Origin of the sequence: Candidatus Pelagibacter sp. HIMB1542 (assembly GCF_052047835.1) — a bacterium.
Taxonomy (GTDB): Bacteria; Pseudomonadota; Alphaproteobacteria; order Pelagibacterales; family Pelagibacteraceae; genus Pelagibacter.
In genome coordinates, this window is the sequence record NZ_JBNAJB010000002.1 from 419,036 (window position 1) to 445,231 (window position 26,196).

29 protein-coding genes are annotated in these 26,196 nt (G+C 27.8%); 14 read left to right on the plus strand and 15 right to left on the minus strand.

Going from position 1 to position 26,196, the window contains the following annotated elements; genetic code table 11:
• Genes hisF through hisB form a run of 5 tightly spaced genes read right to left on the minus strand, consistent with a single transcriptional unit; the run spans nucleotide 1 to nucleotide 3,572 of the window.
• Nucleotides 1-756: an imidazole glycerol phosphate synthase subunit HisF gene (gene hisF / locus ACTTBI_RS06500; RefSeq protein ID WP_440653252.1), complete on the minus strand. Its 756-nt coding sequence runs from the start codon at nucleotides 754-756 to the stop codon at nucleotides 1-3.
• Nucleotides 749-1,474: a 1-(5-phosphoribosyl)-5-[(5-phosphoribosylamino)methylideneamino]imidazole-4-carboxamide isomerase gene (gene hisA, locus ACTTBI_RS06505; RefSeq protein ID WP_440653254.1), complete on the minus strand. Its 726-nt coding sequence runs from the start codon at nucleotides 1,472-1,474 to the stop codon at nucleotides 749-751. Before hisA ends, hisF begins: the two co-directional genes overlap by 8 nt.
• A complete protein-coding gene (locus tag ACTTBI_RS06510; protein WP_440653256.1) occupies nucleotides 1,475-2,347 on the minus strand; it encodes an SHOCT domain-containing protein in 873 nt (290 codons plus the stop codon).
• 2 nt (nucleotides 2,348-2,349) lie between these two features.
• Nucleotides 2,350-2,976, minus strand: a complete 627-nt coding sequence (gene hisH / locus ACTTBI_RS06515) for an imidazole glycerol phosphate synthase subunit HisH (protein WP_440653257.1) — start codon at nucleotides 2,974-2,976, stop codon at nucleotides 2,350-2,352.
• Between the two features lie 5 nt (nucleotides 2,977-2,981).
• Nucleotides 2,982-3,572 (minus strand): imidazoleglycerol-phosphate dehydratase HisB, encoded by a 591-nt coding sequence (hisB, locus tag ACTTBI_RS06520; protein WP_440633168.1) that lies wholly within the window; start codon nucleotides 3,570-3,572, stop codon nucleotides 2,982-2,984.
• Nucleotides 3,573-3,661: 89 nt separating this feature from the next.
• Here hisB and hslV point away from each other — a divergent pair, with 89 nt between their 5' ends.
• Together hslV and hslU are read left to right on the plus strand one after the other, a co-directional pair.
• On the plus strand, nucleotides 3,662-4,177 hold the full coding sequence (gene hslV / locus ACTTBI_RS06525; RefSeq protein WP_440653259.1) for an ATP-dependent protease subunit HslV: 516 nt from the start codon (nucleotides 3,662-3,664) through the stop codon (nucleotides 4,175-4,177).
• A gap of 65 nt (nucleotides 4,178-4,242) precedes the next feature.
• Nucleotides 4,243-5,550 carry an ATP-dependent protease ATPase subunit HslU gene (gene hslU, locus ACTTBI_RS06530; RefSeq protein WP_440653535.1) on the plus strand — a complete coding sequence of 436 codons (1,308 nt, stop codon included), beginning with the start codon at nucleotides 4,243-4,245 and terminating at the stop codon, nucleotides 5,548-5,550.
• On the opposite strand, the gene ACTTBI_RS06535 is transcribed toward hslU, so the two are convergent.
• Nucleotides 5,540-5,962, minus strand: a complete 423-nt coding sequence (locus ACTTBI_RS06535) for a Smr/MutS family protein (protein WP_440653261.1) — start codon at nucleotides 5,960-5,962, stop codon at nucleotides 5,540-5,542. The genes hslU and ACTTBI_RS06535 overlap by 11 nt on opposite strands.
• A complete protein-coding gene (locus ACTTBI_RS06540; protein ID WP_440653263.1) occupies nucleotides 5,963-6,562 on the minus strand; it encodes a Tim44/TimA family putative adaptor protein in 600 nt (199 codons plus the stop codon).
• 55 nt (nucleotides 6,563-6,617) lie between these two features.
• Between ACTTBI_RS06540 and ACTTBI_RS06545 the strand changes: the two genes are divergently transcribed.
• Both ACTTBI_RS06545 and ACTTBI_RS06550 read left to right on the plus strand, forming a co-directional pair.
• Nucleotides 6,618-7,046 carry an FxsA family protein gene (locus tag ACTTBI_RS06545; protein WP_440653265.1) on the plus strand — a complete coding sequence of 143 codons (429 nt, stop codon included), beginning with the start codon at nucleotides 6,618-6,620 and terminating at the stop codon, nucleotides 7,044-7,046.
• Nucleotides 7,027-7,452, plus strand: a complete 426-nt coding sequence (locus ACTTBI_RS06550) for a protein-export chaperone SecB (protein ID WP_440653267.1) — start codon at nucleotides 7,027-7,029, stop codon at nucleotides 7,450-7,452. The genes ACTTBI_RS06545 and ACTTBI_RS06550 overlap by 20 nt, the downstream gene beginning before the upstream one ends.
• On the opposite strand, the gene dnaQ is transcribed toward ACTTBI_RS06550, so the two are convergent.
• The 5 genes from dnaQ to ACTTBI_RS06575 are packed head-to-tail and all read right to left on the minus strand — an operon-like array spanning nucleotide 7,445 to nucleotide 10,865.
• On the minus strand, nucleotides 7,445-8,107 hold the full coding sequence (gene dnaQ / locus ACTTBI_RS06555) for a DNA polymerase III subunit epsilon (RefSeq protein ID WP_440653269.1): 663 nt from the start codon (nucleotides 8,105-8,107) through the stop codon (nucleotides 7,445-7,447). The genes ACTTBI_RS06550 and dnaQ overlap by 8 nt on opposite strands.
• Nucleotides 8,108-8,677 (minus strand): dephospho-CoA kinase, encoded by a 570-nt coding sequence (locus ACTTBI_RS06560; protein ID WP_440653271.1) that lies wholly within the window; start codon nucleotides 8,675-8,677, stop codon nucleotides 8,108-8,110.
• Nucleotides 8,670-9,464 carry a shikimate dehydrogenase gene (gene aroE, locus ACTTBI_RS06565; protein WP_440653273.1) on the minus strand — a complete coding sequence of 265 codons (795 nt, stop codon included), beginning with the start codon at nucleotides 9,462-9,464 and terminating at the stop codon, nucleotides 8,670-8,672. Before aroE ends, ACTTBI_RS06560 begins: the two co-directional genes overlap by 8 nt.
• The gene (locus ACTTBI_RS06570; protein WP_440653275.1) at nucleotides 9,461-10,048 is read right to left on the minus strand and encodes a Maf family protein; all 588 of its coding nucleotides are present in this window, start codon (nucleotides 10,046-10,048) and stop codon (nucleotides 9,461-9,463) included. The genes aroE and ACTTBI_RS06570 overlap by 4 nt, the downstream gene beginning before the upstream one ends.
• On the minus strand, nucleotides 10,038-10,865 hold the full coding sequence (locus ACTTBI_RS06575) for a pyruvate, water dikinase regulatory protein (RefSeq protein WP_440653277.1): 828 nt from the start codon (nucleotides 10,863-10,865) through the stop codon (nucleotides 10,038-10,040). Before ACTTBI_RS06575 ends, ACTTBI_RS06570 begins: the two co-directional genes overlap by 11 nt.
• A 267-nt stretch (nucleotides 10,866-11,132) precedes the next feature.
• Between ACTTBI_RS06575 and hemE the strand changes: the two genes are divergently transcribed.
• The 10 genes from hemE (at nucleotide 11,133) to ACTTBI_RS06625 (ending at nucleotide 22,205) form a co-directional block, all read left to right on the plus strand.
• Entirely contained in the window at nucleotides 11,133-12,134 is a 1,002-nt protein-coding gene (gene hemE, locus ACTTBI_RS06580) for a uroporphyrinogen decarboxylase (RefSeq protein WP_440653279.1), read from the plus strand.
• A gap of 3 nt (nucleotides 12,135-12,137) precedes the next feature.
• Nucleotides 12,138-13,130, plus strand: coding sequence for a ferrochelatase (hemH, locus tag ACTTBI_RS06585; protein WP_440653280.1), 993 nt, complete (start codon nucleotides 12,138-12,140; stop codon nucleotides 13,128-13,130).
• Nucleotides 13,131-13,133: 3 nt separating this feature from the next.
• Complete coding sequence (hemJ, locus tag ACTTBI_RS06590) at nucleotides 13,134-13,574, plus strand: protoporphyrinogen oxidase HemJ (protein ID WP_440653282.1); 441 nt, start codon at nucleotides 13,134-13,136, stop codon at nucleotides 13,572-13,574.
• Between the two features lie 60 nt (nucleotides 13,575-13,634).
• Nucleotides 13,635-14,903 (plus strand): transcription termination factor Rho, encoded by a 1,269-nt coding sequence (rho, locus tag ACTTBI_RS06595; RefSeq protein WP_440653284.1) that lies wholly within the window; start codon nucleotides 13,635-13,637, stop codon nucleotides 14,901-14,903.
• Between the two features lie 43 nt (nucleotides 14,904-14,946).
• Nucleotides 14,947-16,590 carry an O-linked N-acetylglucosamine transferase, SPINDLY family protein gene (locus ACTTBI_RS06600; protein ID WP_440653286.1) on the plus strand — a complete coding sequence of 548 codons (1,644 nt, stop codon included), beginning with the start codon at nucleotides 14,947-14,949 and terminating at the stop codon, nucleotides 16,588-16,590.
• Nucleotides 16,587-17,918, plus strand: coding sequence for a tRNA uridine-5-carboxymethylaminomethyl(34) synthesis GTPase MnmE (mnmE, locus tag ACTTBI_RS06605; RefSeq protein WP_440653287.1), 1,332 nt, complete (start codon nucleotides 16,587-16,589; stop codon nucleotides 17,916-17,918). Before ACTTBI_RS06600 ends, mnmE begins: the two co-directional genes overlap by 4 nt.
• 116 nt (nucleotides 17,919-18,034) lie before the next feature.
• A complete protein-coding gene (gene mnmG, locus ACTTBI_RS06610; protein WP_440653289.1) occupies nucleotides 18,035-19,906 on the plus strand; it encodes a tRNA uridine-5-carboxymethylaminomethyl(34) synthesis enzyme MnmG in 1,872 nt (623 codons plus the stop codon).
• On the plus strand, nucleotides 19,906-20,550 hold the full coding sequence (locus tag ACTTBI_RS06615; RefSeq protein ID WP_440653291.1) for a 16S rRNA (guanine(527)-N(7))-methyltransferase RsmG: 645 nt from the start codon (nucleotides 19,906-19,908) through the stop codon (nucleotides 20,548-20,550). Before mnmG ends, ACTTBI_RS06615 begins: the two co-directional genes overlap by 1 nt.
• Before the next feature lie 21 nt (nucleotides 20,551-20,571).
• Complete coding sequence (locus ACTTBI_RS06620) at nucleotides 20,572-21,366, plus strand: ParA family protein (RefSeq protein ID WP_440653293.1); 795 nt, start codon at nucleotides 20,572-20,574, stop codon at nucleotides 21,364-21,366.
• Nucleotides 21,366-22,205: a ParB/RepB/Spo0J family partition protein gene (locus ACTTBI_RS06625; protein ID WP_440653295.1), complete on the plus strand. Its 840-nt coding sequence runs from the start codon at nucleotides 21,366-21,368 to the stop codon at nucleotides 22,203-22,205. Before ACTTBI_RS06620 ends, ACTTBI_RS06625 begins: the two co-directional genes overlap by 1 nt.
• On the opposite strand, the gene holA is transcribed toward ACTTBI_RS06625, so the two are convergent.
• Genes holA through leuS form a run of 3 tightly spaced genes read right to left on the minus strand, consistent with a single transcriptional unit; the run spans nucleotide 22,195 to nucleotide 26,180 of the window.
• Nucleotides 22,195-23,184, minus strand: a complete 990-nt coding sequence (holA, locus tag ACTTBI_RS06630) for a DNA polymerase III subunit delta (RefSeq protein ID WP_440653296.1) — start codon at nucleotides 23,182-23,184, stop codon at nucleotides 22,195-22,197. The genes ACTTBI_RS06625 and holA overlap by 11 nt on opposite strands.
• Complete coding sequence (locus ACTTBI_RS06635) at nucleotides 23,184-23,642, minus strand: hypothetical protein (protein ID WP_440653297.1); 459 nt, start codon at nucleotides 23,640-23,642, stop codon at nucleotides 23,184-23,186. Before ACTTBI_RS06635 ends, holA begins: the two co-directional genes overlap by 1 nt.
• Nucleotides 23,643-26,180 (minus strand): leucine--tRNA ligase, encoded by a 2,538-nt coding sequence (gene leuS, locus ACTTBI_RS06640; RefSeq protein WP_440653298.1) that lies wholly within the window; start codon nucleotides 26,178-26,180, stop codon nucleotides 23,643-23,645. It lies immediately after the preceding gene.
• Nucleotides 26,181-26,196: the final 16 nt, after the last annotated feature.

Consider the following 26,196-nt stretch of genomic DNA (forward strand, 5'->3'; position numbering starts at 1 on the left):
TTAAATTCTAACAGGTATTCCTTTTGAATCCAAATATTCCTTTGCCTCTTTTACAGAGTGTTTGCCATAATGAAATATTGATGCTGCTAAGACTGCACTTGCATTTCCTAATTTAATTCCATCTACCAAATGATCCAAATTTCCAACTCCACCAGATGCAATGACGGGAATATTTACCTTGGATGAAATTTTAGACATAAGCTCAATATCATAGCCCACTTGGGTACCATCTCTATCCATTGATGTTACTAATAGTTCACCTGCTCCACTACTTTCCATTTTTGATGCAAATCCTATTGCATCAATTCCAGTATTGTTTCTTCCACCGTGTGTAAAAATTTCCCATTTATCTCCACTTTTTTTAGCATCAATAGCAACCACAATGCATTGTGAACCAAATTTTTTTGAACTTTCAACTACTACCTCTGAATTTTGAACTGCCGCAGTATTAATAGAAACTTTATCTGCTCCACAATTAAGTAATTTATTTATATCATCAACACTTCTAACGCCTCCTCCAACTGTTAATGGAACGAAGCATTTTTTTGAAGTTTTCTCTACTACATCATAAATTGTATCTCTATTTTCATTTGATGCAGTGATATCTAAGAAACAAATTTCATCTGCTCCTCCATCAGAATAAATTTGAGCCTGTTCAACTGGATCGCCTGCATCTTGCAGATCAACAAAGTTAATTCCTTTTACAACACGACCATTTTTAACATCTAAACAAGGTATTATTCTATTTTTAAGCATCTAATTCCTTAGCTAATTCATCCAATTTTATATCGCCATCATAAATAGCTTTTCCAACTATAATACCTTCAATATTTTCATTATTTAATTCCTTAGCTTTTTTAATATCAAGTATTGATGAAACTCCACCTGAAATGATCACTGGACAATTAGATGTATCAGCAACCTTAACTGTTTCTTCAAAATTAGGACTTTGCTTCATTCCATCTCTGTTAATATCAGTATAAATAAGTCTACTTGCTCCATATTCGTTCACTTCTTTTAAGTAATCTAAAGTTAATTGATTAGAATTTTCTTTCCAACCAGAAACAGATAAATAGCCATCTTTAGCATCTAAACCTAAAGCAATTTTATTTGGAAAATTTTTGCATGCCTCTTTTAAAAAATTTTTATCTTTTATAGCAGCGCTACCTAAAACAATTTTTTCGACACCAGCATCAGTATATTTCTTAATACTTTCGAAGTTCCTTACTCCACCACCAATTTCAATTTTAAGATCAAATTTAGACACTATTTCTTCAATAATATCCAAATTTACTGTTTCACCAGTTAAAGCACCATCTAAATCGACAATGTGTAAATTTTTAAATCCGTGATCTTTGTATTTGGCCGCTTGTTCAACTGGAGACATTTCGTATTCGGTTTTGTTATCAAAGTCTCCTTTAACTAACCTCACACACTTTTTGTCTTTAATATCTATTGCTGGAAATATCTTCATTTAATTTAGAATTTTTTTCTTAACTTTTTCAAACTCTTCTTTTGTTAAAACACCAGATTTATATAAATCGTTCAAGGAATTTAATTGATCAACAATATCAGGTGAGGCAGTTGAGGTTTTAATCTTAGAATATACTATCTTATTTTTAATTCCAGAAACTCCCTTACAAGTGCCGATGCATTCTGAACCAACAATAATTGGTTTTTTATTTTTTAAATAGCCATAAACCTCCATATCCCAGTTAACATTAAACATATTAGCTGCAATTTTAAGATCAAAAGCAGGACTGTTTATTTGATTTTTTTCAATCTTAAATTTAGTAACTTTTAAATTTAACCCTTCAACTCCATCTACACCAAGCTCTTTCTTGAATTCTTTTTTATAATTTAAAGCTGCCTTATTCATATCTGTTTGATTCATATTTTTAAATGAGTCTATTGTTTCATATAAATCATAATCTGTGTCTTCTAAATTTTCCTCAGAAAGAAAAACCCAAATAATTCCTTGGTAGTTACTTTTTTTCATTAATTTTTTAATTTCTTTTGAAAGAAAATTAATCATTGATTTTTCAGTTCTAAAATTTTTTTTCTCCATCTTTTTCATTATAGGTTCTAATAGTTTTTCTTGATCGTTAATCAGAGAGTTTGCAAATTCAATGGAGCTATCTGTTCCTACATAATAAAAATTTGTATCTTTTCCTAACACACCAAAAAAATCAGCATAGTAATCAGCTACCTCATCAGGATTTACCTTAATATAATTAAAATTTTCTGGGACGTTTAAGGTAACTTTATTCTCAATATTAATTGTTTTTGCTAAACTTAAGTTATTCCATAAAAAAAATATCAACAAAATCCCTAGAATTTTTTTCATAATTATAAACTTATAAAATTATCAATTATTTTTAATCCTATTTTATCGCTTTTCTCTGGGTGAAATTGCGTTCCAAAAATATTTTCTTTTTCAACTGAACAAACAATATTTGAAGAATAATCTGTTGTAGCAGAAATCACATTTTTATCCTCTGGAACAAATTCATAACTGTGCACAAAGTACATATGAGATTTATTCTCTATATCTTTAAACATTTTACTATTTTTTGTTATATTAATTTCGTTCCAACCAATGTGAGGAAGTTTGTATTTTCCATTTTGATTGTCTATTTTTGATACCTTGCCTGATATCCAGCCAAGACCTCTGGTTTCAGTTTCTTCATAACCTATTTCTGCAAACATTTGTAAACCAACACAAATTCCTAGAAGTGGTTTTTTATTACTAATTGCAAATTCGTTTAATGTATCTACTAAACCATTAATATTATTAAGTGCATCAACACAACTTTTAAACGAACCCTGCCCTGGTAAAACAACTTTATCTGAAGATTTAATCTTATTTAAATCTGAAGTTACTTCGATGTTTACCTTGTCTCTAGCAACTTCCTTAAAGGAGTTTATTACCGAGCTTATATTACCCGAATTATAATCAACAATAGTGACGTTCATTAAACTTATAATGAGCCTTTAGTTGATGGAATACTTTTTTTGCTTCTAGGATCCATCTCTAATGCCTCTCTTAATGATCTTGCTAATGCTTTATAACAAGACTCAATGATGTGGTGACTATTATCACCATAAATATTTTCAACATGCATTGTGATACCTGCGGCCTGTGAAAATGCCTGGAACCATTCCTTAAACAGTTCTGTATCCATCTCACCAAGTTTCTCAACTTTTAATTTTACTTTCCAAATTAAATAAGGTCTATTTGAAACATCGATTGCGACTCTAGTTAATGTTTCGTCCATAGGAATAACTCTGTGCGCATACCTTTTAATACCTACAAATTTCTTTGCAGCTTTTTTTAAAGCTTCACCAATTGCAATTCCTGTATCTTCTGTTGTGTGGTGAAGATCAATATGAGTGTCGCCTTTTGCTTTAACTTTCAAATCTATTAATGAATGCTTTGATAGTTGTTCAAGCATATGATCTAAAAAACCTATTCCAGTATCAATCTGGTATTTACCTTTGCCATCAATGTTTAATTCAACATTGATACTTGTTTCTTTTGTTTTTCGAGATACTTTTCCTTTTCTAGCCATATAATTTAAATGGTATACATACTTAATCCAACTATATCAATATTAGTGTAAAGACTTGAAGTATCAAAAATAGTTACCATTTATCAGGTATGACAACAATTGTACTAGTTAGAAAAAATAATGAAGTTGTAGTTGCTGGTGACGGTCAAGTAAGTATGGGAAATACAGTTGTCAAAAGCACAGCATCAAAAGTCAGAAAAATTGAAAAAAGGGATGTGGTTGCAGGATTTGCAGGGTCAACTGCTGATGCATTAACTTTATTTGAAAGATTAGAAGGAAAGTTAGAAAAACACGCAGGTAATTTATCTAGAGCTGCTGTTGAGTTAGCAAAAGATTGGCGAACTGATAAATACTTAAGAAGATTAGAGGCATTAATGGCTGTTGGTGACAAAAATAATAGTTATATAATTTCTGGAACTGGGGATGTTCTCGAACCTGAAGGTGATGTAATCGGAATTGGTTCTGGTGGAAATTATGCCCTAGCTGCAGGAAAAGTTTTAATGGAAGGTGATTTATCTGCAGAAGAAGTTGCAAAAAAGGCAATTAAAGTTGCAGCTGATATATGTGTTTTTACAAATGAAAATGTTAAAATCGAAAAAATTTAATGGATAATTCAAACGTAACACCTTTGCACCCTAAAGAAAAAACTCAGAAAGAAGAAGCTTCTTTAGTGAGCGCTCTTTCACCAAGAGAAATAGTTTCAGAATTAGATCGTTTTGTTGTTGGACAAGATAAAGCAAAAAAAGCTGTCGCTGTCGCATTAAGAAATAGATGGAGGAGACAGGCTTTAAAAGGTGAAATGAAAAACGAAGTTTTGCCAAAAAATATTTTAATGATTGGACCAACAGGAGTTGGAAAAACAGAAATTTCTAGAAGACTTTCAAAACTAGCGGAAGCTCCTTTTGTTAAAGTTGAAGCAACAAGATTTACAGAAGTTGGTTATGTTGGAAGAGATGTTGAGCAAATTGTCAGGGACTTAATTGAAATTGCAATCGCAATGGAAAAAGTAAAAAAAAGAAAAGAAGTTTTTGCGCAAGCTCAAAAAGCTGCTGAAGAAAAAGTATTAGATGCTTTGGTGGGTAAAAAAGCAAGCCTTGCAACAAGAGAAAGTTTCAGAAAAAGACTAAGAAATGGTGATTTAGATGATAATGAAATAGAAATAGCTGTAAGTGATACAGGTTCTAATGGAACATCCTTTGAGATTCCAGGAATGCCTGGTGCTAATGTTGGTATGATAAACATTGGGGAAATGATTGGAAAATCAATAGGAAATAAAGAGAAAAAAAAGAAAATGACCGTTAAAGAATCTCATGAAATCTTAATCAACGATGAATCTGACAAACTAATCGAACAAGATAAAATTATTAAAGCTGCAAAACTATCAACTGAAAACAATGGGATAGTTTTTCTAGATGAGATAGACAAAATTTCTGCAAGGACTGATCGGGTTGGTGGTGATGTGTCTAGAGAAGGTGTGCAAAGAGATTTGTTACCTCTAATCGAAGGAACAACAGTGAATACTAAACATGGCCCAATTAAAACTGACCATATTTTATTTATTGCATCAGGTGCTTTCCAACTTGCAAAACCATCTGACTTATTACCAGAATTACAAGGAAGGTTGCCGATAAGAGTTGAGCTAGAAGCTTTAACAAGTGAAGATTTTAAAAGAATATTAAAAGAACCAGATTATAGTTTAATTAAACAGTATGTAGCTCTTTTAAAAACTGAAAATGTAGAGCTTGAATTTTCTGATGATGGTATTGATACAATTGCAAATATTGCATCAGAAGTTAATGCAACGGTAGAGAATATTGGTGCAAGGAGGTTACATACAATTATTGAAAAAATATTGGATGATATAAGTTTCACCGCAACAGATAGAGCGGGTGAAAAAATTATTATAAATAGCGAATATATTAATAAAAATCTTGATAATTTAGTAAAAGATACTGATCTCTCTAAATTTATTTTATAGATTTATTTTTTTTTAAAAGAACATAAAAAGCACCACTACCACCATCCTCTATTGTGGCATCTTGTATATCATTTATAACTCTCATTAAATTTTGATTATTATTAATAAACTCAGGTACAGAATATTTTAAAATACTTAGGTCTTTAGAAACATAAGGATCTTTTTCTACGTTTGAATGAATACCCTTTCCAGTAACAACGATTAGTTTATTTACATATTCTTGAAAGGATTTTAATATAAATTTTTCTATAGCATTATTTGCTTGTTCAAGCGTATATCCATGAAGATCTATAGATCTAACTTTTAAATGATTTTTTATTTGAGGTTTAAAATCTTTATCTAAAATTTTTTCTTTACTTGAGATAAAGGTTTGCCAATCTTTCTTGTCTTTATCTGAAATATTGTCGTTCAATTAAGTTAAAATATTTACTAACTGCCAGTTTGGATTTGCCGATGTGGTATCTCTAGAGAAAACCCATGTATCATAGATTTTTTTAATTTTTTCTGGATCTCCAGAAACTATCTTTTTTTCTTTATCTTTTATACAAGTGATCACCTCAGCTATAAAATCGACTGTTACATTTAAAATGTTTCCAGTTTTTTTATGCTCTTTTATCTCTGCTTTATTTACTCCAATAAATGTGATTTCGGCAAAGTGACCTCTTTCGGCTCTTTCTTTTAATGCCTCATCAAATTGATTGTAAATCTCTTTATTTAATAAAGGTTTAGCACTTGTAATTTTATTATCATTATCACTAAAGTCCGTGATTATTGTTTCATAAGCAATCTTTGCACCTTTAAGAAATTCTTTTTGGGCTTCTTCACCAAAATTTTCTTTAGGTTTTGTTGTTTGATCAGACTTAATGTTTTTTAAAACTTCTTTGAATTGAGCTGGAGATTTACCTTCAAAGCCTGATCTCCGGCCAAGTATGCCTCTAAGTCTCAAAAAAATGAAACCTGCTATCATTGCTAACAAAATGATATCTATATATTGAAAACTATAATTCATCATCAGATAGTAATTACTCTATTGATTAATTTCAACCAGCAATTTAGACTAAAGACAAATGAACCCAATATTATTTTTAATTATTGCAATTCCCGCTATTGAAATTTATCTTTTTATTAAAATAGGTGGACAAATTGGAGCATTAGCAACTATTTTGCTTATATTTTCTACAGCAATTCTTGGCATTTATTATGCCAAATATGAAGGATTAAATACTTTAAAATCTGGTTTTTCACAATTAAGCAGAAATGAAACTCCAGCGTATGAGGTTATTTCTGGTGCGGCAATTGCTTTTGCAGCTTTGCTATTAATTATTCCAGGTTTTGCTACTGATTTTTTTGGATTTTTATTAATATTTCCAGTTAGTAGAAAATTTATATTTAACAAAATTTCAAAAAAATTTAGCAAACCAAAAGATCAAAAAAATAATTTCATTGATGGAGAATTTGAAGATATAGAAGATAACGATGAAAACAGAAAAATTTAAAATATTGAGTAGGTTTATCAAAGACCTATCGAGCGAAACTCCTGATTTTGAAACATATTTAGTTGTAAGAGATAAAATAGCCTCTTATAAACTAGTAATTGACATAAATTCCAAAGCTTTAAAAAAAGAAATAGTAGAAATAGATACTACCTTTAAATTTGGAGACACACAAAAATCAAAGAAAAAGTCATATTTTGAAATAATTTATACAACAATAGTCAAGATAAACAATGATGTAAAAGATAAAAAAGAATTAGAAAAAATAATTCTATGTGATGTTCAAATTGCAATTTACCAACATATGGAAAAAGCTCTTTTAGATCTTTTACATAATTCAGGCTTTCCTGGTGTAAAATTTGAAAAAAAAGTAGATTTCGAAAATTTATATAATCAAAGATTTAATTAAAATAATTTTTTTTTAAATTTTCTCTCAAATATTTCTTATGTTTTTCTACTTCTTCAGAAGAAGGCAAAACTATTTTCTTAAAATATTCGGTCTTTGAATTTTTATTTTCTTCTACCTCTAAACTTTGTTTAAAATCTAAAGTTGGTTCTTTTTGATCAATTAGATTGATATAAACTTTAGCAAGTAAATCACAATCTATAAGTGCTGTATGATGGGTTCTTCGAGAGTTATCTATTCTGAATTTTTTACACAAAGCATCTAAATTCACCTGTGATCCAGGATATTTTTCTCTTGCTAGATTTAATGTATCAATAATTTCGTTCTGAATTTTGTTTTTACCAAATAAGTTAAGCTCATTGTTTAAATGAGCTAAATCAAATTCTGCATTATGTATAATTAGTCTTTTATTCTTAATAAATTCTAAAAAATCCTCAGCTATTTCTTTAAATTTTTTTTGTGTTGATAAAAATTCATCAGAATATCCATGAACTTCAAAAGCCTTTTCTGAAACTTTTCTCTCTGGATTAAGATAACAATGAAATCTATTATTTGTTGGGGTTAAGTTTTCAAGTTCAATACAACCAATTTCGACTATCCTATGGCCATCTTTAACAGATATTCCAGTTGTTTCTGTATCTAATACTATCTCCTTCATTTATCCAATCAGATTTAAAATTTCCTTAATTTGTTTTTTAACTATATTTTTTCTAAAAGTATTTTTAATTATAAAATGTGATTTTTTTTTTTTATATTCTGTATTTAATTGTATTTCTTTAAAAATACTTAAAAGTTTATTATTAAAATTTAATCTTTTTTCTAATCTTTTATCAATATCTTTCTTTTTTGAATCAACAAAAACCAATATGTCATTTTTATTAAAAATTTTGTTCTCAATAAGCAAGGGGATGTCTAAAATAACAATTTTTTTATATCTGTTTTTTTTTAAGAAAAACAATAATTTTTTTTTAATTTCTTTATGAACAATATTTATTACTTTTTTAAGATTGTTTGGCTTTTCTAATATTGCTTTTGTTATTTCGTTTTTATCTATAGGAAAAGTATAAATATATTTTGGTAATTTTTTTTTTAATTTTAAATAAATTTTTTTATCTTGCTTATATAATTTTGATACTTCATTATCAGCATTAAAAACTGGATGTCCAAAATTATTCGCTACAAATGTTTTTCCAGACCCAATAGCCCCCACTATACCTATTCTAATCATTATTTAATAAATTAAGAATTTGTTTATTCACACTTGGCTCTAAGTCATGCCATAATTTAAATGCTTCAAAAGCCTGATAAATAAACATGAATTTACCATTTTCTGTTTGATTTCCTAATTTTTTTCCATCTTTTAAGAAATTAGTTTCATCAGGATTATAAATCACATCGTAAAACAACTTGTTATCACCAATATTTGAAATGTTTAGATCGATAGTCTCATTATTTAAGCCTAAGCTAGTTGCATTGATGATTATATCAAACTCAGTTATTTCACCCCATTTTATAATATTTATTTTATTAAATTGAGATTTTAAATTTTCAGCTTTTTTATAAGTTCTATTACTCACAGTTATTTCAGATACTTCCATTTTATTTAAAGCAAATATTATTGATGGAACCACTCCTCCAGCACCTAAGATTAAAATTTTTTTATCTTTAACCTTATAATCTAATTTGTTTAAAGCTTTTTGAAAACCGCCAACATCTGTATTATGACCAACAAGATCTCCATTATGAAAACAAATTGTATTTACTGACTGTGTTTGTTCTGCTTCTGGACTTAATTTGTCCAGGAAAGGAATTACACTTTTTTTGAATGGAACAGTTACATTGCAACCATTTATTTTTTGATCTTTAATTTTAAGAATAAAATTTTCAATTTCATTTTCTTCAAGTTTGATTTTCTCATAAACTGCATTAATATTGTTTTGTTCTAACCAATAGTTATGCAGTTTTGGAGATAATGAATGATTAATTGGGTTTCCAATTACAAAATATTTTTTCATTTTTGTAAATTTAAATATTCTTTGATTTTCTTTATGGGTAAACCCATTATTGTATTTTCATCTCCTTCTATACTACTGAACAAATTTCTACCTTCTCCCTCAATTTGATAGACATTGTAAGCGTAAAGATTGTCATCTGATATCTTAGATAAATATTCTACTAATTCTGTCTCTGAAAAATTTTTCATTATTAAGGTTGCTTTGTCAGTGTGGTTCCAAATCATTGAACCATTTTTTGAAATACAAACAGAGCTTATCAAAAAGTGAGGTTTGCCGTTAAGTTTTCTTAATATTCTCATTGCCTCTTCTCTGCTCTTAGGTTTTGAAATTAACTCTCCATTTAAATCGATAACACTATCTGCACCAAGTACTATTTCATTATATTTTTTGGCACTAACTTTATTTGCTTTTAACTCAGCCAAATTTTTAGAAATTATTTCTGGACTAGCATTTTCCTTTAGTAAAGATAGTTTTACAACATCTTCATCAACGTTTGAAGGTTCCACAATACTTTCTATGTTATTTTTATCTAAAATATCTTTTCTAACCTTACTTTTAGACGCAAGAATAATTTTATTTAACATTGTTTAAATATATTTCGTGTATTTTAATTATAGAAGCAGCTGTTTCTTCAACGGATTTTCTTGTTACATCTATTAAAGGCCATTTGTATTTTTGAAAAGTTTTCTTTGCTTCAAAGACTTCTTTTTTTATACTCTCTAGGTTGGTATAGTTTATACTTTCTGTTTCTTTTAATGAATTCATTCTATTTTTTCTCAAATCTGCGAGCCTCTCGGGCTCTGTGCTTAATCCAACAACGCAAGTTATATGTGGATTCCTTTTCAGTTTTTCTGGTAAAGAGTTTTCATTCACCAAAGGAATATTAGAAGTTTTGAAGCCCTTGTTAGCAAGATAAATAGAGGTTGGTGTTTTACTAGTCCTGCTAACTCCTACAAGAATAATATCAGATCTTTCAACTTCATTTATTAAGTTACCATCATCGTGATTCATAGTGAATTGAATTGCTTCAATTCTATCATAATATTCATCATTTAAAATGTGTTGTCCGCTTGGTTCGTGAGAAGCTTTTTGATTTAAAATTTTAGAAAAATTTAAAATTAAATTACCTAACACTCCAAAACAAGGTATTTTCTTTTTTTCACTTTCATTAGCTAAATATTTAGCAAGATTATTATCAACTATAGTATATAAAATTATTGAGTTTTCATTTTTTTTTCCGTCTTTTAAGATTTTTAAAATTTGGTTTTCTGTTCTTGTAAATGAATAAGAATGAACTTTATATTCTATATTTAAAAATTGTGCTTTAAGAGCCAAAAATATTCTGTCCAAAGTTTCTCCAGTTGAGTCAGAAATTAAATAAATTTGATATGTATTACTCATAAGTAAATTGTTAATAACCGTGTATTATTTTGATCAAATTATACAATTTTAAAATTCTCCAATAACATCTGTAAAACCTGACTTTTATTAACAATAATAATAAATAAGCTAAAACAATCCACAAAATTTAAATAATCAAAAAAAGCTTCATTTTAAACAATTTTAATCATCAAACTTGTTAGTAAATTATCAGTATAATGTTTATAAAAAATAATCTTCTTTATTCACAAGATATAATAATACTACAATAATTTATAAAACTTTTATATGAAACCTTTGAACAAAGTAATCATCAACAAAGATACCTCATTTAACCCTCTATGGATAATGAGACAAGCAGGTAGATATTTACCTGAATTCAGAGAAATAAGAAAAAAAAATTCTGATTTTATTAATTTATGTTTAAATGATAGCTTGTCAGCTGAAATAACATTACAACCATTAAAAAGATTTGATATTGACGCCGCAATAATTTTTTCTGATATTTTAATGTTACCCTACGGCTTAGGTCAAAAAGTAAAATTTGAGAAAAATTTTGGTCCCAAACTAGAAAGTTTAAATTTAAAAAAGATTGCAAAATTAGATGAGATAGATTTTGTAGAAAAAATATATCCTGTTTATAAAGCTATTAAAAAAGTAAGCTCTGATCCAATTGTACAAAATAAAAATACTATTGGATTTGTTGGAGCACCTTGGACCCTTTTAGTTTATATGATCAATTTAAAATCTCCAAAAAATGACTTGAATAGAAATTTTTTTAATGATGAATTTTTAATAAATAGAATTTTATTACTTATAGATAAATTTTTAAAAGTTCATATTAAAAATCAAATTGATAATGGAGCTAATGTTATTCAAATTTTTGATAGTTGGGCCGGTTTATTAGAAGAAAAAGATCTCCCAAATTATATTTATACTCCTACTTTAAATTTAGTAGAGTATGTTAAATCATTAAAAATACCAGTAATATGTTTTCCAAGAGAAATTAAAAATTATAAAGAATTTTGCGAAATTGTTAAACCTGATGCAATAAGCATCGATTATAATGTTGATCCTAAAAAAATACTTAAAGATATAAAAATTCCTATTCAAGGAGGTTTAAATCCTAAAATTCTTCTGACAGACTACGAAAATTTAAAAAAAGAAACTCATAAATATTTAGAAATTTTTAAAGATCATCCATATATATTTAATTTAGGACATGGTATTCTTCCTGAAACTAATCCAGAGATGGTCGAAAACTTAATTAAAATAGTAAAAAATAATTAAATTATGGATAAAAATCATCCGCCAGTAAAATATGGAAAAACAGGAGTTCTCATAATTAACTTAGGCACTCCTGATTCAACAAATTGGTTTGATATTAGGAAGTATTTAAAAGAATTTCTATCAGACAGAAGAGTGATTGAAGTAAATCCTGTAATTTGGCAAATAATTTTAAATTTATTCATTCTAACTTTTAGACCTTCTAAGACCGCGAGGGCTTATAAAGAAATTTGGATGAAAAACGAAAATATGTCTCCCCTTCTATATTATACAAAAAAACAAAGTGAAAAAACTTCTCAATTATTACAAAAAGAAAATACAATTTTAGATTTTGCTATGAGGTACGGAAATCCAAGTATTAAAAAAAAGATATATAAATTACACGAGATGGGATGTGAAAATTTAATAATTTTGCCTCTTTATCCTCAATATGCAGCAGCAACAACAGCAACAGTTTGTGATGAGGTTTATAGAACATTAATGAAAATGAGATGGCAACCTTCCCTTAAAATCATACCACATTATGAATCTAACCCTCTCTATATTGACGCATTAGTTAGCTCAATTAATAAAAAAATTAATGAAATAAGTTGGGAGCCTGATTTAATGATAGCTTCATACCACGGCATACCAAAAAAATATTTTGACAAAGGAGACCCTTATCATTGCTATTGTCACAAAACAACGAGACTTATCTCAGAAAAATTTAATTCTATAAAAATAAAGACTACTTTTCAGTCAAGATTTGGTCCACAAGAATGGTTACAACCCTATACTGACAAAACTTTAGAAAATTTACCAAGAGAAGGAATTAAAAATGTTCTAACAATTTGTCCAGGTTTTTCATCTGATTGCGTAGAAACATTAGAAGAAATATTAATCCAAGGTAAAGAAAGTTTCCTAAATGCTGGAGGATTAAATTTTGATATGGTTCCATGCTTAAACGATAACGATGATCATATTGTTTTAATTAAATCTCTAATTGAAGAAAATATTTAATTTATGAACTCTTATCTGCTTTTTAAATCTTTACATTTAATAGCAGTTGTATCTTGGATGGCGGGTCTTTTATATCTTCCAAGGATTTTTGTTTATCATGTTGAAAATAAAGAAAAAAAAGAAGCCGCTGATATTTTTATCTTAATGGAAAAGAGATTATACAATTACATAATGCGTCCTGCTATGATACTAACATGGGCTTTTGGATTAGTATTAATTTATTTAATTGGCTTTGAGGTTTTTTCGAACTTATGGATGCAAATTAAAATAATGTTGGTTGTTTTTCTCTCAATTTATCATGAATATTTGGGCAAATGTCTTTTTGCATTAAAAGATGGAACAAATCTTAAATCATCTAAATTTTTTAGAATTATTAATGAAATTCCAACTGCAATTTTAATTATTGTAGTATTTTTAGCTATATTTAAGCCAATCTGGGGTTGAAATAATATAATCAGTATATATATATTAATATATCGATAAGTCCTTATCTTAAAACTAACCATGAACATTCAAGAACTAAAACTTAAATCATCTGAACAACTCATTACACAAGCAGAAGAGCTTGGAATTGAGAACGCCAGTACACTAAGAAAACAAGAAATTCTTTTTGCTATACTTAAAAAGGTTGCAGAAAAAGAGGAAATAACAGGCGTTGGTGTTTTGCAGTTATTACAAGATGGTTTTGGTTTTCTTAGAGCAATGGAATCTAATTATCTCCCAGGACCAGATGATATTTATGTGAGTCCAAGTCAGATTAGAAAATTTGGTTTAAGAACAGGAGATACTGTAGAGGGACCAGTCAGAGCTCCCAAAGAAGGTGAAAGATATTTTGCATTATTACAAGTGAGCAAAATAAATTTTGAAGAGCCTGAAAAAGCAAGACATAAAATTGCATTTGATAACCTAACTCCATTATATCCAGACAAACAATTAGTAATGGAAATTGAAACAACAAAGGTAGAAAAAAAACCAGATCTTACCCCAAGATTAATTGATCTAGTTAGTCCAATTGGAAAAGGACAAAGATCAATAATTATTTCACCACCTAAAGCTGGTAAAACTATGATTTTACAAAGCATAGCAAACTCAATAGCTAAAAATTACCCTGAGTGTTATCTAATAGTCTTATTGATAGATGAACGTCCAGAGGAAGTTACTGATATGCAAAGAACAGTAAAAGGTGAAGTAATTAGTTCTACCTTTGACGAGCCAGCGCAAAGACACGTAGCAGTTGCTGAAATGGTTATAGAAAAAGCAAAAAGATTAACTGAACATAAGAAAGATGTTGTGATTCTATTAGATTCTATAACAAGATTAGGAAGAGCTTATAATGCAGTAATACCAAGTTCAGGAAAAGTGTTAACAGGTGGTGTAGACGCAAACGCTCTTCAAAGACCAAAAAGATTTTTTGGTGCAGCAAGAAATATCGAGGAAGGTGGCTCATTAACAATTATTTCTACAGCTTTAATAGATACAGGGAGTAGAATGGATGAAGTAATCTTTGAAGAATTTAAAGGAACTGGAAATAGCGAGACTGTTTTAGATAGGAAAATTGCTGATAAAAGAATTTATCCAGCAATAGATATAACTAAATCTGGTACAAGAAGAGAAGAATTATTATTTGATAAAGGTGATCTTCAAAAAATGAATGTTTTAAGGCGTATAATTGCCCCAATGGGAACTATGGATGCAATTGAATTCATTAATTCAAAGTTGAAAGATACAAAAAATAATTCTGAATTTTTTAATTCAATGAATAAACCTACATAAATTCTTTTTTTTAAAGAATTTACTCATATAATTTCATCGTTAAATGAGTGATAAAATTAAAGAATATAAAATACTTTTTCATGAAAAAAAATTTCAGAAAATTATTAATGATATAGAAAGTTCTGATTATCAAAAAACTCCACAGTTACTTCATATTCTTGGAATTAGTAAATCATTTTTAAATTCAGATAAAAAAAATTTAATATCAGCAAGAGAAAATTTTAGAAATGCATATCTTTTAGATAAAAATTCTAGTCTAGGTTATGAAGCACTTTCAAATTTTATAAAATTAAGTTCTAGAATTTTTGATGTAGATGATGCCCTAAAATACTATGAGGAAAATAAATCAAAATTTTCAAATAATTTAGTTATATTAAGAGCTATTTCAGATGTTTACAAATATACACTTCAAGTAAAAAAAAGATTGCTTATTCTCAGAAGAATTATTGAGATTGATCCAAATGCTAATGATATTTGGTGTTCTTATATTTATGCTAATAATTTTATTCATGAATGGACACAAGAAAAATTTTTAAATCATTCTTCACATTATTATGAAAGTTTAAAAAGATATAAATTTGAAGATTTAAAAATAGATAATAATATTTTAGATAGAAAAATTAAATTAGGTTTTTTTTCAAGTGATTTGTTTCAGGGTCATTCAATAATGTATTTTTTGTCTTCTTTATTAAATAATTTTGATAAAAAAAAATTTGAAATTATTGCTATATCAAATTCCAAAAATGATTCAAAAAGTGAATCAGTAAAACATAAGTTTAATCACTGGATTAATGTTGCATCTTTAAGTGATGAAAGCGCAGTAAATTTAATAAGAACAAAAAAAATAGATATTGTCTTTGATTTAATGGGTTTTACTAGTGAAAGTAGACTCAATCTTTTTAAAAATAGATTGGCACCTATCCAAATATCTTGGCTAGGTTATTGTAATACCACTGGAGTTAAAGAAATAGATTATTTAATAGCTGATAATAACCTTATTTTACAGAATGAAGAATCATTTTATTCAGAAAAAATAATCAGATTAAATATTTGGAATGCTCATGTGGGTTTTAATTTTAAAAAAGAGAAAGTAGAATTTCCTGCTTTAAAAAAAGGTTTTGTTACTTTTGGTTCTTTTAACAATTTTAATAAAATCTCAGATACAAACCTTTCCATTTGGTGCAAAATTTTAAAGCAAAATAAAACATCAAGATTAATATTAAAATCTTCAAAAAAATATAATACCGACTTTCTTATGGAAGTTTTTGAAAAAGAATCTTTAAAAGATAGAGTTGAAATTTTAGATACTTCAACAGATTTAACAAATCATTTTAAAAAATATGAATATATAGATATAGCTTTAGATACTTTTCCTTATAATGGAGTTACCACAACATTTGAGGCATTATGGAATGGTGTTCCTGTTTTAACATTGAGGGGTAACAATTTTAATTCTAGATGTGGATCAAGTATATTGTATAACTTGGGTGTCAATTATTTAATTGCGAAAGATGAAAATGAATATTTATTTAAAGCATCAGATTTAAGTAATAATTTTAATGCAATAAAAGAATTAAGAGAAAAAGTTAATAATAAACTTTTAGACTCTAGTTTATTTAATTCAAAAAGTTTTACTAATGATTTTCAAAACAATATAGTAAAAGTTATAAAGGAGAATTTAGTTTGACTATTTATGCTTTATCAAGTGGAGCAGGAATATCTGGGGTAGCTGTAATCAGAATTTCAGGCGAAAATACTGGTAGAATTATTGAATTATTAACCTCAAAAGATTTACCCAAACCTAGAGTGGCTACCTTAAGAAAAATCAATAAAATCAATACTTCTGAACTTATAGATGAAGGTCTAATACTATGGTTTCCGGGGCCAGAGAGCTACACAGGTGAAGATATGGCAGAAATACAGGTTCACGGTAGTAAAGCTGTAGTAGATGCCCTTCACTCCTCTATTTCTCAAGTTAAAAATTGTAGATTAGCAGAACCAGGTGAATTTACTAAACTTGCATTTCAAAATGGAAAAATAAACTTATTAGAAGCAGAAAGTATAGCTGATCTAATTTTATCTGAAACAGAAATTCAAAGACAACAAGCAATTAAAATTATGAATGGTAAGTCAGCAGATCAATTCAATTTTTTAAGAGAAAAACTTTTAAAAATTTTATCTTATGTTGAAGCTAAAATTGACTTCCCCGATGAAGATTTGCCAAACAATATTTTGGATGAAATCAAAAATGATTCAAATGATGTTATTCAAAAAATTGAAAAGATTTTAAATGATCAAAAAGTTGGAGAAAGAATTAGAGAGGGTTTTAAGATTGCAATCCTTGGACCAACAAATGCAGGTAAATCTAGTTTAATAAATCACTTATCAAATAGAGATGTTGCAATTGTTTCTGAAATTGCTGGTACCACAAGAGATGTTATCGAAGCTCATCTTAGTATAGACGGTTATCCTGTAATAATATCTGATACCGCAGGAATAAGAGAATCTAAAGACGAGATAGAAAAAAAAGGTATTAAATTATCTTTAAACAGAGCCAAAGAAGCAGATTTAAAGCTTGTAGTGGTAGATGCAAAAAGCCTTGATTTTACTGAAGTTTTGAAGGGTTTATTAGATGAAAATGCAATTTTAGTTATAAATAAGTCTGATCTTTTAGAAAAAGAAATTGACTCAGAAATTAAAAATATAAATCATGTTTTAATCTCAATTAAAGATAATAAAAATATTGATGAACTAGTTTCAAAAATAAAAAATAATTTAAAAAATAAATTTATAACTAGTGATGATATTTTAATTACCAGAGAAAGACACAGACAACAATTGGAACAGTGTTTAGACCATTTGAATAACTTCAATCAAAAAAAAGGAATAGAAGATTTTGATAAAGCAGCAGAGGATTTGAGATTAGCCACTAAACATTTAGGTATGATCGTTGGAAAAGTTGATGTAGAGGAGATATTAGGTAGTATTTTCAACGATTTTTGTATCGGTAAGTAATCCCCTATTTTCCTAGTTTTTAGACATTTTTTATCCAAAACTATTGATAATTAACCCTTATTTACAAAAGATTAAGCCTGCCTTGTAAATTGTGTATTCGCATATAAATTCAACTCATGAAAAATGATTTGTTATTTGATGTAGTTGTAATTGGTGGAGGCCATGCAGGATGTGAGGCAGCTGCTGCTTCTGCTCGACTAGGAGTTAACACTGCCCTATTCACCCATAAAATAGAAACTATTGGTGAGATGTCATGTAACCCTGCAATTGGTGGTTTGGGCAAAGGCCATTTAGTTCGAGAAATAGATGCACTTGATGGTGTTATGGGAGATGTTGCTGACAAATCAGGCATACAATTTAGATTATTAAATAGAAGCAGAGGTCCAGCAGTACGTGGACCAAGAACTCAATCAGATAGAGCTCTTTACCGTAAATTTATGCAAGAAAAACTTATAAACTACTGTAATTTAAGCATTTTTTCAGATGCTGTAATAAAGTTTATTTTTAATAATAATGCTATAAGTGGTTTTCAAACAAAAGAAGGTAAAAAGGTATCATGTAAAAAGTTAATACTAACAACAGGAACTTTTTTAAATGGTTTGATTCATATAGGTGATGAAAGAACACCAGCAGGTAGGTATGACGAAAAACCTTCAACAGGTTTAAGTGAACAATTAGCAAAATATTATTTCAAAATTGGAAGATTAAAAACCGGAACACCCCCAAGATTAGATGCAAGAACTATTAATTTTGAAAACCTTGAAGAACAATTTGCAGATGATGACCCTTATTTTTTTTCTTTCCTAACTAAAAAAAATTTAAACAAACAAGTATCATGTCGAATGACTTATACCAATGAGAAGGTTCATAAAATTATAGAAAAAAATTTATCTAAAAGTGCAATGTACTCAGGAAATATAAAAGGAGTAGGTCCAAGATATTGTCCTTCTATAGAAGATAAGATAATAAAATTTGCAGATAAAGTTCGTCATCAGATTTTTTTAGAGCCAGAAGGGCTTAATGATCACACAATTTACCCTAATGGGATATCCACATCACTTCCAGCCGAAGTACAAGAAGAAATATGTAATAATATCAATGGTTTAGAAAATGCTACTATTATAAGACCAGGATATGCTATAGAATATGACTATATAGATCCACGTGAACTATTCTTGACCCTTGAAACTAAGAAGATCAGCAATTTTTATCTTGCTGGGCAGATTAACGGAACAACAGGATATGAAGAAGCAGCTGCGCAAGGCCTTATAGCCGGTATAAATGCAGCATTATCTGTTAAAAATTCTGAGCCTTTTATTCTTGATAGATCCGATGCCTATATTGGAGTAATGATTGATGATTTAGTTACCAAGGGAGTAGCAGAGCCATATCGTATGTTTACATCAAGAGCGGAATATCGATTAAGTTTGAGAGCAGATAATGCAGATCAAAGATTAACAGCTAAGGGAATCGAAATTGGGTTAATTGGAGAAGAAAGAAAAGTTTTATATTTAGATAAATTCGACAAGATTGAAAAAATTAATTTAAAAATGAATAAATCTAGTATTTCACCATCTAAAGCAGAAAAATATGGAATTAAAATTGCTAAAGATGGAATATTGAGATCTTCAAATGAAGTGTTAACTCAGAAAGAAGTAAATATGAGTAAAATTAGAGAAATATGGCCTGAAATACCCTATTATAGTAAGGAAATTGATGAGCAAGTAGAAATTAATGCTCATTACAGGGGATATTTAAAAAAGCAAAAAGCTGATATTTTAGCATTTAAGAGGGATGAGAACTTAATTATTCCTGATAAAATTAATTATGATGAGTTTTCAGGTTTGTCTAATGAGGTTAAAGCTAAATTTAAAGAAATAAAGCCTAAAACTATGGGTCAAGCATTAAGAATTGATGGAATAACCCCAGCAGCTGTTTATATTTTGTTGTCACACGTAAAAAGAAAGTCTATTAAGCATATAGCTTAATGGATCAAGAAATTTTAAATTCTTACTCTAGACTTAATGATCTAAATGTTTCACGTGAAACATTTTTAGACTTTGAAAACTATATATCTCTGATTATGGAAAAAAATAAAAAAATTAACATAATTGGTCAAAAAACAGCATCAAAAAATATAATAATTGAGCGTCATATTATAGATTCAGCGCAAATAATTGATTTTGTTGATTTAAATTGCAATACAACTACAGATTTAGGCTCTGGTGCTGGTTTACCAGGAATTATAGTAGCAATTATACTAAAAAACATGAAAAATAAAATGAATGTGCATCTATATGAAAAAAGCTACCATAAAAGTCATTTTTTGAAAGAAGTTTCAGAAAAATTAAATTTAAATACAAAAGTTTTTCAAAAAAATATTTTTGAGATAAAAAATTTAGAGACAGGAACAATTATGTCGAGAGCGTTTAAACCTATGCCTGTTGTTTTAGATTTAGTTTATGAAAATTTTTCGAAATATAAAAATTTAATTTTCTTTATGGGTAAAAGCGGAAAAAAGGTTTTTGAAAATTCAAAAAAAAAATGGAATTTGGAATATATAGAAAAGAAAAGTTTAACAAGTAAAGATTCATTTTTGATAAATATAAAAAAAATTAAAAAAAAAAATTAAAAAAAAATTGAAAAAAATTACATGCAAATTATTTCAGTCATAAATCAAAAGGGTGGGGTAGGAAAGACCACAACAGTAATAAATCTTGCAGCTGGACTATCACAACATAATAAAAAAATTTTAGTTATAGACCTAGATCCTCAGGGAAATGCAACTACAGGACTTGGATTATCTAATATGGAAAATTCAGGTGATACAATTTATGGGGTCTTGAATGGAACCAAAGAAATTTATCAAGTAATCAAGAAAACCAAGTTTGAAAATTTGGATTTGGTAACTTCTAATGTTGACTTATCAGGTCTAGAGGTTGAAACAGCTGATGATACAAATAGAGCTTTCATCTTAAAGCATAAATTAGCCGCTTATTTAAATGATTCTAGAGGTTCCTATGACTATATACTGATAGACTGCCCACCATCGCTCAGTTTGCTGACTGTCATGGCCCTCGTTACTTCAGACTCCCTTTTAGTCCCATTACAGACTGAATTTTTTGCTCTTGAGGGTCTTACGCAATTAATGAAGACAATTGAAAGAATAAAAGTAAGTTTAAATCCAGAATTAAAAATCAGAGGTATACTCTTAACGATGTATGACAAAAGAAATAAACTATCTTCGCAAGTTGAAAAAGAAGCAAGAGATTTTTTCACTGAAAAAGTTTATTCAACAGTAATACCAAGAAACGTTAGGCTATCAGAAGCACCTTCTCATGGAATGCCAGTTTTAATTTACGATAAAACATGTGCTGGTAGCAAATCGTATTTTAGTTTCACAGATGAATTTATAAATCAAGAGTCAACAATAGGAAGTGCTGCATAATGGACAAAATCAAAAAAGGTCTAGGAAGAGGTTTGTCTTCATTAATTGGTGAAGTAAAAGCAGAATCTCAGACTAATCAATTGCAAATTAGCGACATCATTCCAAACAAGTATCAACCAAGAAAAATCTTTGATGAAGGTAATTTAGAAGATTTAACCAACTCTATTAAACAAAGAGGAATGATACAGCCAATTATTGTTAGGAAATCAAATGATGTTAAATCAAAATTTGAAATAATAGCAGGAGAGAGAAGGTGGCTTGCCGCCCAAAGAGCTGGTCTTCATAATGTCCCAGTTGTTATTACCGAAGTTGATGATTTAAAATCTTTAGAATTTGCAATTGTTGAAAATGTGCAAAGACACGATCTAAATCCTCTAGAGGAGGCCCAAGGTTATAAAAGATTGATTGATGAGTTTTCTTATGATCAAGAAAAAGTATCAAAATTTATTGGCAAAAGTAGAAGCCATATTGCTAATTCTTTAAGACTTTTAACTTTGCCAGCAGACGTAATAAAATTAATAGAAACTCAGAAATTAACTGCAGGTCATTCTAAAATTTTAGTTGGCCTTGATAATGCTAGTTTTATTGCAACAAAAATTATTCAAAAAAAACTATCTGTAAGACAAGCAGAAAATTTTGTTAAAATTTTCAAAAATAGAAAAAAATCTAGATTAACCAAAGATACAAATATTATTGCACTTGAATTGTCAGTTTCTAACAAAGTTGGTCTAAATGTTAATATTCAAAATAGCAAAAGAAATAAAGGAAAAATAAGTATCGAATATAAAGATTTAGATCAATTAAATAAATTAATCGACATAATAAAATCTAATTATTAGTTCTATCGATTTGCTTTAGCAAAATAAAATCAGATATTACATTTATAGAGATATTAATATTTTTTTTAATGATTAATTCTATTTCACTTAGTTTATAAATTAATTTTTTTATATCTTCAGTATTCCACTTAAATATTTGTTCTTTAATAATATTTTTTTCTTTCCAAAAAATTGGTGGTTTTGAGGCAGCAATTGTAGCTTCAATATTTTGATTTTTTAAATATTTATTAGATAAATCCAATAGTTTCTTAGCTTTTTTTAATAAACTTCTAACAATAATTATGCAATCTTCGTTACCAAAATTATTTTCATTTAATATAGAAACAATTTTCTTTCGATTTTGAACTAGGTAGTAATTAATTAAATCATTTATTTCATGATTTTCATTTAAATTAATTATTTTGTTAATTACATTATCGTCTATTTTTTTTTTATTATATGAGTAGATTTCTAATTTATTTAATTCATTTAAAAGTACTTTTCTGTCATTGTTTACTTTACTTATTATTAGATTTATCAAAGATGATGATATGGACATCTTTCTCTCTCTAATAAAATTTTGTGCTAACTTTATAAGAGCTTGATCTGTATCTGCATAAAAAGGTATACAAACAAAATTTCTTTCTTTTTCAAATTTAGATCTTAATTTTGATTTTTTTTCTAAAGTTTCACCTATTAAAATAATTTTGATCTTTCCTAGTTTGGTTAGGTCAATTTTTTCAACAACACTAATAAATTTGTCACTGATTCTTTTTATTACAATTATTTTTTCTTCTTCAAAAAGTGATTGAGAATAAATTTCTTCTAAAAAATTTTCTTCTCTTTGGTGGATTTCATTTTGATCATATTGATATAAAGATTTTTTTTTACTTACTATTTCTCTAATAGCTATTTCTTTAAGCCCATCATTTTTTCCATAAAATAATATTAATTTATTATCAGAATTAATTTTTTTTAATTCATAAGATTTTAATATCATTATATTGTTGAGATTTTTAATATAAACTCATCAATCTTTGAATTTATAAAATTTTGTATAATAACATCTTGATATTTTTTAAATTCAAATTGGTCATTGATATTTTCAACTTTTATTTCATCATTGAATTTAAATAATTTATTTTGCTCTTTTTCACTAATTATTTCAAAATTAATATTTTGTTTTATTTTATAGTCAGTAATCTCATTTTTTTTATTTTTGGATAAAATTTCTTTCTCAATACTATTCGTTACTCTTAAATTTATTATTTTTTCTCCATTTTCATTTGAAAGATTTTTTAATCTAACTTTAATTAAGTTTCTTATTATTGGGTCGTTACTTTTAATCTCAACTATGTTTAATTTATAGTCAATATTTTTTGAGTTATAATATACCGGTGAATAACCACAGCTTTGTAAAAAAAATAATATTACTACAAGTAAAGTTTTAAATTTCATTTAAATTATAAAGTTTATTATTTTATTTTTGATATAAATTTTTCGTTTAATGTTTTCATTATTTAAAATTTTAGTAAATTTCAAACTTTTTTCGATTTCTTTTAATAAATCAGCTTCCTCTAAATTTTTTTTAGTTTTGTGCAATCCTTTTTTTTTTCCATTAATTTGAATAACAATTGTTGTCATATCAGTTTCCAAGAATTTTTCTTCATAGGTTGGCCATTTTATTTCTTCTTTATTTTCAAACATCCCTAAACATTCATTTGAAAAATGGGGTAACACAGGGTTTATTGAAATAAGTATTTTTTTATAATTTTTTATTAAGGTTTCTTTAGTGAAACCTTTTTTAATTTCTTTAGTTAAAAAAGAGTGCATTTGATGAATACTTGCAATTAATACATTGTAATGAAAATTTTCCAAATCATATGTCATTTTTTTTATGAATTTGTTTGTAAATTTTTCAAGTTCCTCATTATAGTCATTTTTTGAATTGTTAAGAATTTCTTTCTGTATATCTAAATTTAGTTTCCAAAGTTTCTGTATGAATTTAGAGGAAGACGTTATGCCTTCTTCCGACCATTGAATATCTTTTTCCGGTGGACTATCTGATAGAATAAATAACCTTACCGCATCGGCTCCATAGTTTTCAATTATCTTTTCAGGATCAATAGTATTTTTTTTTGATTTTGACATTGATTCTGAAGGACCAACAAAAACTTTTTTATTTTCATCATTTTTTAAAACTTTTTTACCGTTAATTGACTTGACTTCATCTGGTGTTAACCAATTATTGTTTTCATCTTTATATGTTTCGTGACAAACCATACCTTGTGTGAATAATCCATCAAATGGTTCTTCTATAGAAAAATTTTCATTTTGAAAATTTAATGCCCTCATAAAAAATCTTGAGTATAACAAGTGAAGTATAGCATGTTCAACACCACCTATATATTGATCGACAGGCATCCAATAATCTATATCTTCTTTAAAAAAACCATAATTTTCATTTTTTGGTGAACAAAATCTTAAAAAATACCATGAAGAGTCAACAAAAGTATCTAACGTATCAGTTTCTCTATAATACTTTTTGTTATCTAAAGTTATTTCTTTCCATGATGTTTTTTTATCTAATGGGTTACCGGTTGACTCTAGTTTTTTGATTATAGGAAGTTCTACTGGAAGCATTTCTTCAGGAATTTTTTTTGGATTATTTTTTTCATCATAGATAATTGGAATAGGACACCCCCAATATCTTTGTCTTGATATTCCCCAATCTTTCAATCTAAAATTGATTTTTTTTTCTCCAAGATTATTTTTCTCTAAGAATTTTATTGCTTCCACAACGGATTCATCTGGGACTCTTAGATTATTTAAAAAGGATGAGTTAAATATATATCCAGGACCTGTATATGCTTTTTCTTTAATATTAAAAACTTTATCTTCAATATCAGGTTTGACTACTGGTTTAACTTTTAGATTATATTTTATTGCAAAGTCCAAATCTCTTTGATCGTGAGCTGGGCATCCAAAAACTGCCCCAAGTCCGTAATCCATTAAAACAAAATTTGCAAAGTAAACGGGCACTTCAATTTTCTCATCTAATGGATTGATTGCGACCAGATCAGTTTTAAACCCTATTTTTTCAGCGTTGGCTATAGACTCCTCTGTTGTTCCAGTTGAGCTACATTTCTTTTTAAACTTAATAAATTCATTATTATTTTTATAAAATTTAGCAATTGGGTGATCGATGGAAAGAGCTAAAAATGAAAGTCCATAAAGTGTATCAGGTCTAGTTGAAAAACATTTTATTTCATTAATATCTTTTGAGGATTTTATTTTAAATTTTATCTCACAACCAAAAGATTTCCCAATCCAGTTTTTTTGCATCACTTTAACTTTGTTTGGCCAGTTTTTGAGTTTATCTAAACTATTTAGCAAATCTTCAGAAAATTTTTTTATGTTAAAAAACCATTGATTTAGTTTTTTTCTCTCAACTTTTGCACCCGATCTCCAACCTTTACCATCAATTACCTGTTCGTTAGCCAAAACTGTTTTATCTACAGGATCCCAATTTACATATTGTTCTTTTCTATAAACTAATCCTTTATCAAATAATTCTAAAAAAAACTTTTGTTGATGTTTATAATATTCGGGAGTGCAGGTTGAAATTTCTCTGCCCCAATCGATTGATAAACCCAATTTTTTTAATTGAGCTTTCATCGTCCTAATATTTTCTTCAGTCCATGTTTTGGGATCTAAATTGTTTTGTCTTGCTGCGTTTTCAGCAGGCATTCCAAATGAATCCCATCCCATAGGATGCAATACATTAAAACCTTGCAAAGCCTTAAATCTAGCTAGTACATCTCCTATTGTATAATTTCTAACATGTCCCATGTGAATTTTTCCAGATGGGTAAGGAAACATTTCAAGACAATAAAATTTTTTTTTGGTCTTATCTATTTTTGACGCAAAAGAATTGTTTTCTTCCCAGTATTTTTGCCATTTTTTTTCAACAATTTTGAAGTTGTATCTGTCCACAGTAATTAATTTTTAT